This window comes from uncultured Microbacterium sp. (assembly GCF_947488465.1).
GTDB lineage: Bacteria > Actinomycetota > Actinomycetes > Actinomycetales > Microbacteriaceae > Microbacterium.
The window spans coordinates 19,623-31,367 of sequence record NZ_CANKZA010000006.1; the positions used below are offsets into that span (position 1 = coordinate 19,623).

11 protein-coding genes are annotated in these 11,745 nt (G+C 70.7%); 5 read left to right on the forward strand and 6 right to left on the reverse strand.

What is annotated here, in order from left to right; all coding sequences use genetic code 11:
* The first annotated feature begins 58 nt into the window (after positions 1-58).
* Positions 59-1,321, forward strand: a complete 1,263-nt coding sequence (locus Q0653_RS12625; protein WP_298944895.1) for an isochorismate synthase — start codon at positions 59-61, stop codon at positions 1,319-1,321.
* On the opposite strand, the gene Q0653_RS12630 is transcribed toward Q0653_RS12625, so the two are convergent.
* The 3 genes from Q0653_RS12630 to Q0653_RS12640 are packed head-to-tail and all read right to left on the reverse strand — an operon-like array spanning position 1,322 to position 4,374.
* A complete protein-coding gene (locus tag Q0653_RS12630) occupies positions 1,322-2,185 on the reverse strand; it encodes a polyphosphate kinase 2 family protein (protein ID WP_298944897.1) in 864 nt (287 codons plus the stop codon). It abuts the gene before it with no gap.
* Positions 2,186-2,210: 25 nt separating this feature from the next.
* Entirely contained in the window at positions 2,211-4,004 is a 1,794-nt protein-coding gene (gene menD, locus Q0653_RS12635; protein ID WP_298944899.1) for a 2-succinyl-5-enolpyruvyl-6-hydroxy-3-cyclohexene-1-carboxylic-acid synthase, read from the reverse strand.
* A gap of 1 nt (position 4,005) precedes the next feature.
* Positions 4,006-4,374, reverse strand: coding sequence for a PLDc N-terminal domain-containing protein (locus Q0653_RS12640; protein ID WP_298944901.1), 369 nt, complete (start codon positions 4,372-4,374; stop codon positions 4,006-4,008).
* 61 nt (positions 4,375-4,435) lie between these two features.
* Between Q0653_RS12640 and Q0653_RS12645 the strand changes: the two genes are divergently transcribed.
* Positions 4,436-4,699, forward strand: a complete 264-nt coding sequence (locus Q0653_RS12645) for a DUF4229 domain-containing protein (RefSeq protein WP_298742254.1) — start codon at positions 4,436-4,438, stop codon at positions 4,697-4,699.
* A gap of 9 nt (positions 4,700-4,708) precedes the next feature.
* On the opposite strand, the gene Q0653_RS12650 is transcribed toward Q0653_RS12645, so the two are convergent.
* The 3 genes from Q0653_RS12650 to Q0653_RS12660 form a co-directional block, all read right to left on the reverse strand.
* Entirely contained in the window at positions 4,709-5,680 is a 972-nt protein-coding gene (locus Q0653_RS12650) for a 1,4-dihydroxy-2-naphthoate polyprenyltransferase (protein WP_298944903.1), read from the reverse strand.
* A gap of 96 nt (positions 5,681-5,776) precedes the next feature.
* Entirely contained in the window at positions 5,777-6,901 is a 1,125-nt protein-coding gene (locus tag Q0653_RS12655) for an AMP-binding protein (RefSeq protein ID WP_298944905.1), read from the reverse strand.
* A gap of 31 nt (positions 6,902-6,932) precedes the next feature.
* A complete protein-coding gene (locus Q0653_RS12660; RefSeq protein ID WP_298742251.1) occupies positions 6,933-7,832 on the reverse strand; it encodes a 1,4-dihydroxy-2-naphthoyl-CoA synthase in 900 nt (299 codons plus the stop codon).
* A 66-nt stretch (positions 7,833-7,898) separates the two neighbouring features.
* Between Q0653_RS12660 and Q0653_RS12665 the strand changes: the two genes are divergently transcribed.
* The 3 genes from Q0653_RS12665 to Q0653_RS12675 are packed head-to-tail and all read left to right on the forward strand — an operon-like array spanning position 7,899 to position 11,745.
* On the forward strand, positions 7,899-8,459 hold the full coding sequence (locus tag Q0653_RS12665; protein WP_298944907.1) for a hypothetical protein: 561 nt from the start codon (positions 7,899-7,901) through the stop codon (positions 8,457-8,459).
* Between the two features lie 5 nt (positions 8,460-8,464).
* Positions 8,465-11,359, forward strand: coding sequence for an ATP-binding cassette domain-containing protein (locus Q0653_RS12670; RefSeq protein ID WP_298944909.1), 2,895 nt, complete (start codon positions 8,465-8,467; stop codon positions 11,357-11,359).
* On the forward strand, positions 11,356-11,745 hold the full coding sequence (locus Q0653_RS12675; RefSeq protein WP_298742248.1) for a glucose-6-phosphate dehydrogenase: 390 nt from the start codon (positions 11,356-11,358) through the stop codon (positions 11,743-11,745). Before Q0653_RS12670 ends, Q0653_RS12675 begins: the two co-directional genes overlap by 4 nt.

An 11,745-nucleotide genomic window follows, 5' to 3' on the forward strand; every position in this document is an offset into this window, starting at 1 on the left:
CGGAGACTGAATACGGACCGGGCGGCAGGCGTGACGACGGCGGATTAGGCTGGCAGGTGTGAGTGAGACCACCCCCAGCCCCGTCCGGCTGCGCGCGGTGACCCGTAAGATCGCGGACGCGGCAGACCTGCTCGAATATGCCGATCCGGCCGATCCCCTCGTCTGGACCCGGCGCGGCGCCTGGCTTGTCGGCGTCGGCACGGCCCTGACCCTCACGGCGCAGGGCGCGGAGGTCGAAGGACTCGCTGCGCGGTGGCGCGACGTCGTCGCTGCCGCGGAGATCGACGATCACGTGAACGCGCCCGGAACGGGTCTCGTCGCCTTCGGCGCCCTCCCCTTCGACCAACACTCCGCCGCCACAGCAGTACTCACCGTGCCGCAGCTGGCGATCGGACACCGCGACGGGCGCACCTGGGCGACCTGGATCCTTCCGGAAGAGGGAGGCCCCGATCCGGTCGAGCCGCGCCCGATCGGGTTCGGACCGCACTGGTCGGCGGCCGTCGGCCCGGGCGCCCTGACCCCCGAGGGCTACCAGGATGCCGTCCGACACGGCCTCGCCGCGATCGCCGCCGGCGAGGTGAGCAAGGTGGTCCTGGCTCGCGACCTCGTGGGCACGGTTCCCGCGGGTGCAGATCTTCGGCGCCTCGTGCGCTCGCTGGCGTCCTCCTATCCCGACACCTGGGTCTACGCCGTCGACGGCCTGATCGGCGCGAGTCCGGAAACACTGATCGCCGTCATGGGCGGGCAGGTCACCGCCCGCGTCCTCGCGGGTACCGTGGCTCGCGGCGCGAACCCCGACGACGATCGCGACGCAGCGCTGGGGCTCGCGACGAGTGCAAAGGATCTCGCCGAACACGGCTACGCCGTACGCAGCCTGATCGACGCGCTCACCCCGCACACCACGGCGCTCGCCGCTGCCGAGCAGCCCTTCACGCTGCCGCTCCCGAACGTCTGGCATCTCGCGACGGACGTCGAAGCGGCCACCGCCGACGACACCTCCGCGCTCGACCTCTTGGGTGTTCTCCACCCGACCGCGGCTGTTGCGGGCACCCCGACCGCCGCGGCGCTCGCGGCGATCCGCCGCATCGAGCCCTTCGACCGCGGCCGCTACGCCGGTCCGGTCGGATGGGTCGACGCGCGCGGCGATGGCGAATGGGCGATCGCGCTGCGCGGCGCGCAGTTCGATCTGTCCTCCGCAGATGATGACGGCATCCCCTTCACGGCGCACGCCGGTGCGGGGATCGTGGCCGGCAGCGACCCCGAAGCCGAGATGCTCGAAACCCGCGTGAAGTTCCGACCCATTGTGGACGCGCTGGCCTGATCAGGTCGCGGCGAGCCGCGCCTTTTCCGCCTCGACGTCGAAATCGGCGAGCGGCCACTGCGGATCGATGTCCTCCAGAGCGTCAAGCAGCAGCGCCTGGACCGCCAGCCGCGCGTACCACTTCGCGTTCGCCGGAATGACATGCCACGGCGCGTTCGGCGTGGAGGTGCGCTCCAACACCGCCTGATAGGCGTCCATGTAGGCCGGCCACAGCGCACGCTCGTCGACATCACCGGGATTGTATTTCCAGTGTTTGTCGGCCCGATCGAGCCGCTCCATGAGCCGGGCCTTCTGCTCTTCCGGAGAGATGTGGAGCATCACCTTGACGATGCGGACCCCGGCATCGGTCACCCGTTTCTCGAAGTCGACGATCGCGTCATAGCGACGCTCGATCTCGGTGTCGTCGGCGAGCGCGCGCACTTTGCCGATCAGCACATCCTCGTAGTGCGAACGGTCGAAGACACCGATGAATCCCGCCGCCGGCACGTGCTTTTCGATGCGCCAGAGAAAGTCGTGCGCGAGCTCTTCGGGCGTCGGCTTCTTGAAGGCGACGAGCGAGACGCCCTGCGGATCGACGGAGCCCACGACGTGCCGCACGATCCCCCCCTTGCCCGCCGAGTCCATCGCCTGCAGCACGAGCAGCACCGCCGGGGAATCCTCGTGCAGCCGGCTCTGCGCGAACAGTCGCTCCTGCAGGTCATCGAGCTGACCTGCGCCCGCGTCGAGGTCGGCTTGCCCCGCCTTCTTCCCTCCCGTGTACCCCGGCGTGCTGTCCGGATCGACGTCGGCGAGATGGAAACCCTCGCCCGCACGGAGGAGGTCGGCCGGATCCCCGGTCCAGTTCTGCTGGCTCTTAGCGGTCATAGAGCCATCATGGGGGATACCGGGCTCAGCGATCCAGGGCGACTTCGATCAGCTGACGGCCGCTGACGGGTGCGGTCAGCGCCTGATCGAGCGCCGAGCGGGTGTCCACCCGGAGGTATTCCCACCCGTACGCCGACGCGAGCGGCTCGAGGCCGACACCCTGAGGCGTGTAGAGCACACGGTCCATCGCTGCTGCCCCGACGACTGCGGCGACTTCGAGTCCGTCGAAGATGGTGCCACCTCCGTCGTTGCCGACGACGACCTGCAGGCGCGGCGCGGTCTCGCCGACGGGGAGGAGAAGCGCACCGACATCGTGCAGGAAAGCGAGATCTCCCAGCAGGATGCGGGTGACTCCCGGAGCCCCAGCCGCTTGGCTGGCAAGAGCGATTCCGGTTCCGGTGGCAATCGTGCCGTCGATCCCGGCGAGGCCGCGGTTGGCGTGGACGGGGACCTTCTTTCCACCGAGCACCTGATCGGCAACGCGGACGAGACGCGACGACGCGAACAGCAATCGGTCGTGCGGCCACGTCGCCCGCCACACCGCGTCGACCAGAGTCGCGCGATCGAGCGGTGCCCGAAGCGCGCTGAGCTCGGCGGCAATAGCTCCCAGCCGCTCGCTGGGGATGGACGAGGCCAGCGCGTCGGCGTCGGGCGCGGGTGGCGTGAGATCGACCGCGGCGGCGCGCGAGGCCCGCATCCACGCGCCGAACCATTCGCGATCGAGATCGCCGATAGCCGCCACCACCGCATCGACCGCCGTCGTCGCTCCGTTGAGGTTCAGCGGCTCGCCGGGTCCTCGAACGGCCAGCACCTCCACCTCGGGTCGGGCGAGCACGGCGGTCACTTCGCGGCTCAGCGTCGGGTGCCCGAAGACGACGACGCGTTCGATGCGACCGCCGAGCTCGGGATCGGCCAGCAGCGCACGGTAGCCGTGCACGAGCTGCCGCCCATACCGGGCCCCGCTGACGATCTCGGCGACGAGCGGCCATCCGCCCGTGTGGGCGAGGTCCGCGGCACCGGGACCCGCATCAGCCCCCGCGACGACGATCGTGCGCGGGCCACGCGGCAAGACGAGCGGATCATGCTCGGGCTCGGCGGGCTGGTCCGCTTCACCGATCCCCCCGCCGCCCTGGTAGAGCGCGCCGGACGGCTCGGGCTCGGCAGGGTCGTCGGCGATGACATCGAGCGCGTCGAGCGACGACTCGGCCGGGGGCACCGGCATCCCGAGCCAGTGCGGCAACGCACCGGAGAGCGGATCGCGATACGGGAGGTTCAGGTGCACAGGACCGGCTTGTCGGGTGCCCGCGCCGAGAGTCGCGACGACGGCATCATCAGCGATCGTGCGCAACATCGCCGTCTGCTCGCCGGTGCCGTCCTCGTCGATCTCCTCCGGCACGGGGAGGTCGGCTTCCAGGCGCACGCTCGGTGAGAACATCCCCGGCTGCCGCGTCGTCTGGTTCGCGCCGACGCCGCGCAGCTCGGGCGGGCGGTCGGCGGTGAGCAGCACAAGCGGGATGCCGGCGTGGTGCGCCTCAAGCGCCGCCGGAAGGAGATTGGCGGCGGCGGTGCCGGAGGTGCAGATCACCGCAGCGGGCATGCCGGTCTCGCGGCCGATGCCGAGCGCTGTGAACCCGGCGACGCGCTCGTCGATGCGCACGTGCAGGTGGATCATGCCGCGCGCTTCGAGCTCGGCTGCGACGATCGCGAGCGCCTGGGAGCGAGATCCGGGGCTGAGCACGATGTGCTCGACGCCGCGTTCGACGAGGCGACCGAGGAGGGCCGCCGCGGCATCCGTGGCCGGTACGCGCGTCACCGGCATGTCAGGCGCGGGCGTCGGGTCGGTCGTCGCCGTCCGGAAGGTGCGTCGGGTCTTCGTCTTCCGAGTCGAGCGCGGCGAGTTCTTCTTCCAGTCGCCGGATGCGTTCGTCCTGATCGCTGATGGAGCCGATCCGGCCGAGGAACTCGGGGTTGTCGTCGGGAGCGCGGAAGGCGGGCTGTTGACGCGGACGGCTGCGTCCGACGACGAGCCAGAGGATGCCACCGACGACCGGCAGGAGAACGACGATGAGCAGCCACACCGGCTTACTGACGCCACGGTGCCGGGTCGGCGGTTGCAGGGCACAGTCGACGATGCTGTAGACCCAGAATGCGATCAGCAGCAGCGCCAGCGGCAAGAGAACCCGGACCACACGACCATTCTAGGCGGGGTACCGGGCATGCGGCGCGCGGGGGCCGACGTAAGCTGGAGCCATGCGTGCACGTTCGGCTGTGGTGTTCGGAGTCCTCCGACTTCTCGCGTTCCTCGTGCCGTTCGGTCTGATGATGCTCATCCCCGTGATGCGCGAGTACTACTGGCTGTCGGCGATCTTCGCCGCTCTGATCGGACTGAGCCTGTCGATGCTGTTCCTCCGCAGGCCGCTGGCGGAGATGACCTCCGAGATGGCCTCGCGACGAGCGCGCCGCCAGCGGATCACCGACGAAGAGGCCGAGGACGCCGCGACGACGTCCGAGTGAGCGCCTGCTTCAGCCGATGAAGGCCCAGAGCAGCGCAGCACCGAGCGCGAGCGACGTAAGCGACGTCAGCGCGAGCGCGACCACCAACTCGCGCGGCTGCCGATAGGTCCAGACGATCAGGATCGCCGCGGCCGCGGGGATCAGCGCCAGCAGCCCCAACCACGCCAGTGGGTAGACCTGGGCCAGGAAGACCACGATCGCGAACGCGCCCAGCACGAGGACCGTGTACAGCACCTGGGTCGCGCGCGCGCCGATGCGCACCGTCAGAGTGCGCTTCCCCGCGACGCGGTCCTGGTCGATGTCGCGCAGGTTGTTGGCCAGCAGCACTCCGCACGCGAGGAACCCGGCGGCGACGCCGCCGAACCACGCCTCCTGGTTGACGGTGCCGGACTGCACGAAGGCCGTTCCGATCGTGGCGACGAGGCCGAAGAAGACGAAGACGAACAGTTCCCCGAAGCCCGCATAGCCGTAGGGTCGTTTGCCGCCGGTGTAGAACCACGCCGCAACGATGCAGGCGGCGCCGATCAGCAGCATCCACCAGTGGCCGGTGCGCACGACGATCGCGAGACCGGCGAGCGCGGCGATCGCGAAGAAGGCGAACGCGACGATCAGAACCGTGCGCGGTGTCACTTTTCGCGATGCGGTCAGTCGCGCCGGACCGACGCGATGATCGTCGGTGCCGCGGATGCCGTCGCTGTAGTCGTTGGCGTAATTGACACCGATTTGCAGTGCGACGGCGACGAGAAGACAAGCCAGGGCGATGACCCAGTGGAACGCGCGGTCGACGACGAGCGCCGCCCCCGTGCCGATGAGGATCGGGGTCACCGCGAGCGGCAGAGTACGCAGGCGCGCGGCGCCGATCCAGTCGCCGAGCGTCGGGGGCTCGATGTGCGCGGGGTCGCGAGAGACGTGCGCCTTCTGCGGATTGCCGTGCGGCTTCCGCGGGGCGGTGTGCTTCTTTTTTCGGGTGCTGCCTGCCACGAGGGGAATCTTATGCCGCGTTTCGATGCGCGGTCGTATGGCGGATGGGGCCCGTGTTGCCTGATGCGGCAGGTGTAGGCGCCACCGACGCCTGCGTCATGCGACTGGACCACCATTCGCCAGGGCTCGGAGCGTGACGCGGTCGGGCTTGCCGCTGGGGAGGAGCGGGATCCGATCGACCCGGAGAACCTCCCGCGGCCGGGCGGCGGCACCGAGCGCGGCCGCGACCGCGGCACGGATGGCCTTGAGTTCGGCGTCGCTGTCGACGACGACGACGCTCGCCTCGCCCCACCTGGCATCGGGAACCGGCACGACGACGGCAGCAAGCAGACCCGGGAGGGTGCGGACAACCGCCTCCACACGGTCGAGCGAGACATTGATGCCACCGGAGACGATGACGTTGTCGACCCGGCCGGTCACACGCAGGGCGCCGTCGAAGGCGCCGGCATCCCCCGTGCGATACCAGCGCGTACCGCCCTCGTGGAGGAACGCCGCCGCGGTGCGGTCGGGATCACCGAGGTATCCGTCGGCGAGGATAGGGCCGGATATCTGCACTTCGCCGCCGGCGACACGCACGCCCACACCGTCGAGCGGAACACCGTCGTAGACACACCCGCCGGCGGTCTCGCTCGACCCGTACGTGCGGACGAGGCGCGCGCCCGCCGCGGCCGCACGGTCGGCGAGCGCGGGGGCGAGAGCCTGCCCGCCGACGAGCACGGCCTCGAACGAGGCGAGTGCGCGCGCGCCTTCGGGCGAGTCGAGCAGGGTGGCCACCTGCGCCGGGACGAGCGATGTGTAGGCCGGGATGCGGGTGCCCCCCGCCGAAGACGCCATCCCCGCGGCGGCCGCAGCGAACGCGGACGGAGAGAACGTGCCGGACAGGATCGCGGGCTCGCGCCCGGAAACCAGAGCGCGCACGAGCACTTGCGCCCCGGCGATGTACCCCGCAGGCAACGCGAGAAGCCATGCGCCCTCGCCGATGCGGGCGGCCGTCGCGAGCGCGCCGGAGGTCAGCGCCGCGCGGCTGAGCACGACCGACTTGGGATAGCCGGTCGACCCGGAGGTGGTGACCACCAGAGCGGTGCCCGCCGGAACTTCGGGCGCGGGCGCGGCGATCCCGGCGCCGCCGAGCGCGATCGCCGGGCCCGCTCCGAGCACGGCGGCACGCAGCCCCCGCAGCACCGCGCGGGGGTCGTGAGACTCGACCGGCTCGAGCCTCATCGCATCGCCCGTTTCGGTGTCGTCCGCACGGTCAGAACTGGTAGGGGTAGGGCGACCAGTCCGGGTCGCGCTTCTCGAGGAACGCATCGCGCCCCTCGACGGCCTCATCGGTGCCGTACGCCAACCGGGTCGCCTCCCCGGCGAACACCTGCTGACCGACCATGCCGTCATCGATCGCGTTGAACGCGAACTTCAGCATGCGGATCGCGGTCGGCGATTTCCCCAGGATCGTGCGGGCCATCGCGAGGGCCTCGCGCTCCAGGTTCTCGTGCACCACGACCCGATTGACCGCGCCCATCTCATACGCGCGCCGCGCCGAATACTCCTCCGCGAGGAAGAACACTTCCCGCGCCACCTTCTGCCCGACCTGGCGTGCCATATACGCCGAGCCGTATCCGGCATCGAAGGACCCGACATCGGCATCGGTCTGCTTGAACTTCGCACGCTCGGACGCGATCGACAGATCGCACACGATGTGCAGCGAGTGCCCGCCCCCGGCCGCCCATCCGGGAATCACGGCGATGACGACCTTCGGCATGAAGCGGATCAGGCGCTGCACCTCGAGGATGTGCAGGCGCCCGGCGCGCGCGGGATCGGGCGCGGTGGCCTCGTCGCTCGCGTAGGTGTATCCGTCACGCCCGCGGATGCGTTGGTCGCCTCCGGAGCAGAACGCCCATCCGCCGTCCTTCGCGCTCGGGCCGTTGCCCGTGAGGAGGACGACGCCGATCTGGGGATCCTGCCGGGCGATGTCCAAAGCACGGTACAGCTCGTCGACGGTGTGCGGACGGAAGGCGTTGCGCACCTCCGGCCGATCGAACGCGATGCGCGCGATGCGGCCATCGGTCGAGGTGTGTGCGGTGATATCGGTGTAGGCGGCCGCTCCCGGCGCCAGCACCCACTCGGACGGGTCGAACAGCTCGGAGACACTCACGATGCCAGCCTACGCGCGCCCGTCATACAGCCGCGGGCGCCTCCGGGCGGGCCCTACCCTGGAACCGTGACTTCGACTCCCCGCATTCTGACCTTCCTCGCCGCCGGTGCGCTTGCACTCGGCCTCTCTGCCTGCGCCACCTCGCAACCCGAGCCGCAGGGATCGGTCTCCGCCACTCCCGCACCGTCCTCCCGTGCCGTCGCGGACGGCGGCTGCGCCAGCGTCAAGGGGGTCAGCGTCTTCATCAACGCGGGCAACCTTGCCGGTGGCGAGGATCTCGACCAGGCGTCGTGCATCTTCACCGACGAGCCGCTCGCTGCGGCAGATGCTTTCCAGACCCTCGGTGTCGAGCTGGAGGGAACGACCGAGTACGGCGACCAGGTCATCTGCCGCGTCGATGGACTGCCCTCCGCGTCCGAGCCGGTCGGCTCGACCGAAGACCCGGCTTATGTCGAGGCGTGCGAGTCGATGCCCGCCGCGTTCGCATATTGGTCGCTGTGGCAGAAGCCTGCGGGCGGCACCTGGGACTACGCGCAGGAAGGCGTGTCGACACTGCAGCTCGCGCCCGGCGACAGCATCGAGCTCCTCTTCACTCTCGACGGAGCACCTGCGTCACCCGACGCCTGATCCGCATGAAGCTCCGGCCTGGACCGCTGAAGGCGGCCGCCGCTCTGGCGGTCGGCTTCATCGCGGTCCGGGTCGTATATCGCGTCCTGTTCCACGGGGCCGACGGCGACGGCATCGTGCTGGTGTCGTTGCCCGCGCTCCGCCTGCCGCCGCCGCTCGCGCACGTCGTGATGTTCGGCCCGGTGACCGCCGACGGGGTGTGGGCTGCCGTGGTCAGCGCGCTTCCGATCGCACTGATGTTCCTGGCGTTCGGTCTCGTGAACGCGGTGTTCGATCTCTCGCGCGTCTTCGCCCGCGCCGCACGCCGCGGGCCGTTCCAGGGGATCGGGCGCGCCCTCGCGATCGCGTGGGCGACTCTTCCCGCCCTCGCGGATGCTGTGCGTGCCGTTCGGTACGCGCAGCGACTGCGTGGCGAGCGTGCCGGCATCCGCCTGCTCGCACCCGTGCTCGAACGCACGCTCGAGCGGGCGACGGCGGTCGCCGCGGCGCTGGAGATCCGGGGATATGCCGGGCGCGGCATGAGCGGTGACTGCGCGCATCCCGTGGAGATCTCCGGCGCAGCCCTGGGCCACGACGATCCTCTTCGGGTCGCATCGCTCAGCCTGGCACCCGGCACTCTCACGGTCCTGTCCGGACCGACGGGCTCCGGGAAGACGACGTTCCTGCGCGCGCTGAGCGGATTGCTCTCCCATGTCGACGGCGGAACCGTCACGGGCGACGTGCGGGTCGTCGGAGCAGACCGTGCCGCGACGCCGCCGCGCGACACTGCCCGCACCGTCGGAGTCGTGCTCCAGCATCCGCGCGAGGCGTTCGCAACGGAGAGCGTCACGGAAGAAATCGGCCTCGCGCTCGAGCTGCGCGGCGTCGCGCGCGTGATCCGCGATGCTCGGGTGCGCGAGATCGCCGCGCGCGTGGGGATCACCGGTCTGCGCGACCGGCCGCTGCGTGGCCTGTCGGCCGGGGAGGCGACGCTCGTTGCGATCGCGGCCGCGATTGTGGAGCAGCCGATCCTGCTGCTGGTCGACGAGCCGCTGGCGGACCTCGATCAGGCCGCGCGGGCACGCATCGTCGCGCTCCTGGGTGCCCTCGCCCACGATGCCGGGATGTGCGTTGTGGTCGCCGAACACCGAGTGGCGGAGTTCGCGGCCGTCGCCGACCGATCACTCCGGGTGGCGGATGGCACCGTCTCCCCCGCGGACCCTCCTCAGTCCGAACGGATCAGGATGCCCGATTTTGGACGGGAAAGTGCCTTCATGCCCGCGGATGTCCTGAATATGGGCCAGGGCGCAGATCGGGGTGCAACACTATCCGCGCGGGGGATCACCGTGCACCACGGTGAGCGGATCGCGGTGGACGGCGCCGACGTCGACCTGCGTCCCGGGGAGATCGTCGCGCTGACGGGACCCAACGGCGCGGGCAAGTCGACCTTGCTCCAGGCGCTTGCGCTCCCCGGCGGGGATCACGACGCGCGCATCGACGGTGCTCCGCCCGCGCCCCGCGCGATCGCCCTCGTTCCGGATGCGTCCGATGACCTTTTCGTCCGTGCCACCGTCGCCGCCGAGTGCCGCCGCGCCGACCGGTACGCGCAGACCTCCACCGCCGCACGGTTCGCGGCGCTGTTGCGGCTCGACCCCGCCGGAGCCGACTTCGCCGCGCTGTGCGCACAGCATCCACGCGATCTCTCGGCCGGACAGCGGCGAGCGCTCGCGATCACGCTCCAGACGGCGTCTGCGCCGCGCGTCCTGCTGATCGATGAGCCGACCCGAGGCCTCGACGCGCACGCGCGCGAGCTCGTCGCCCGCGCGCTCGTCGCGCACGCTGCGGCGGGCGCCGCCGTGCTGATCGCAACCCACGACACCGCGTTCGCCGCATCCGTCGCGTCGCGCACGCTGACGATGGATGCCGGCATCCTCACCCCCCTCGGCCCGTCGGTGGTCGAATTCGATCGCGCGCCCGAGACCCGGATCGAGGAGCGCCCCCACCCCCTTCCCCCCGCGGTTCCCCCGGTCGCGAAGCCCGGCCTCATGGGCGAAATCGGAACAGGCGCGCGTCGCCGCGGCCGCTGGCGGGTGCCAGCGCTCATCGCGGCGAACCTCGTCGCCGTAGCCGCGTTCGTCTGGCCCCTCGTCGCGAGCGCCGTGCCGGCGCAGGGCCAAGCCGCCGTGCCCTACATCGCGATCGCCGTCGCGCCGCTCGCGGTGATCTTGATCTTCGCGGCGCTCGACGCGTCCATCCGCTCCGCGCACACGCTCGCTCTCCTCGCGGTGCTGGCCGCGATCGGCGCGGCTATCCGCATCGCGAGCACCGGTGTCGGCGGAGTCGAGGCCCTCTTCGTGCTGCTGATCCTCGCCGGTCGCGCGTTCGGACCGCGGTTCGGGTTGCTCCTCGGCGCCGCGTCGATCGCGCTGTCGGCGCTCCTCTGGGGTGGCATCGGTCCGTGGCTGCCCTTCCAGATGTTCGCGTGCGGCTGGGTCGGCGCCGGTGCGGGTCTTCTCCCCGGACGCGTCCGCGGCATCCCCGAGATCGCGATGCTGAGCATCTACGGAATCCTCTCGTCGTACCTGTTCGGGCTCATCATGAACCTCTGGTTCTGGCCGTTCGCTGTCGGTGGCGGCACCTCGATCTCGTATGTCGCCGGTGGCCCGCTCGGCGAGAACCTCGCGAACTTCCTCGTCTATTCGCTCTTGACCTCGACGGCGAGTTGGGACACGCTCCGCGCCATCACCACTGTCGTGGGGCTCGTCACCGTCGGGAGCGCGCTGCTCCGATCGCTCCGACGCGCGAAGCCGGTCGCGCCGGCTGCTCGTCGAGCACCCAGCGCCACCTCGGCGCCCGGCATCCGTGAAACACTGGAACACGCGTCGTCCACCCGAACGGATGCCGCGGAAGGACCGCCATGAAGATCACGAACTCGTCCGACTGGCGCGACGGCCTCCCCTTCGACATTCCCGTGGATGCCGCCGAGGCCGTCCCCGGTGAACCCACGCGCTGCGTCACGTGCGGCCCCGACAGTGACCCCTTCCCGCGCGAAGCGCTCTGGGCGATGAAGCACCGGCATCCGAACAATCCCGCCGGCTTCGTGCGCTTCTACTGCGCCGACCACCGCCCCAAGGCGAAGCTCGCACCACCCGCTGCCCCCGCGAAGGTGCGCCGCGAGCGGGTGTCGACGCCGCGCCGCGCGGCCGCACCGACAATCCCCGACCGGGTCGCGGCGCTGTGCCCGGACTGCTTCGTGGAGGTCCCGGCGACCGGGGTCTGCGGCATGTGCGGCCAGCAGGTCGCCTGA

Excerpts from the sequence above, each read along its gene's own strand:
- Q0653_RS12655 (WP_298944905.1), bottom strand. The coding sequence starts at position 6,901 with ATGAGGCTCGAGCCGGTCGAGTCTCACGACCCCCGCGCGGTGCTGCGG.
- Q0653_RS12675 (WP_298742248.1), top strand. The coding sequence starts at position 11,356 with ATGAAGATCACGAACTCGTCCGACTGGCGCGACGGCCTCCCCTTCGAC.
- Q0653_RS12645 (WP_298742254.1), top strand. The coding sequence starts at position 4,436 with ATGCGTGCACGTTCGGCTGTGGTGTTCGGAGTCCTCCGACTTCTCGCG.
- Q0653_RS12630 (WP_298944897.1), bottom strand. The coding sequence starts at position 2,185 with ATGACCGCTAAGAGCCAGCAGAACTGGACCGGGGATCCGGCCGACCTC.
- Q0653_RS12670 (WP_298944909.1), top strand. The coding sequence starts at position 8,465 with ATGAAGCTCCGGCCTGGACCGCTGAAGGCGGCCGCCGCTCTGGCGGTC.
- menD (WP_298944899.1), bottom strand. The coding sequence starts at position 4,004 with ATGCCGGTGACGCGCGTACCGGCCACGGATGCCGCGGCGGCCCTCCTC.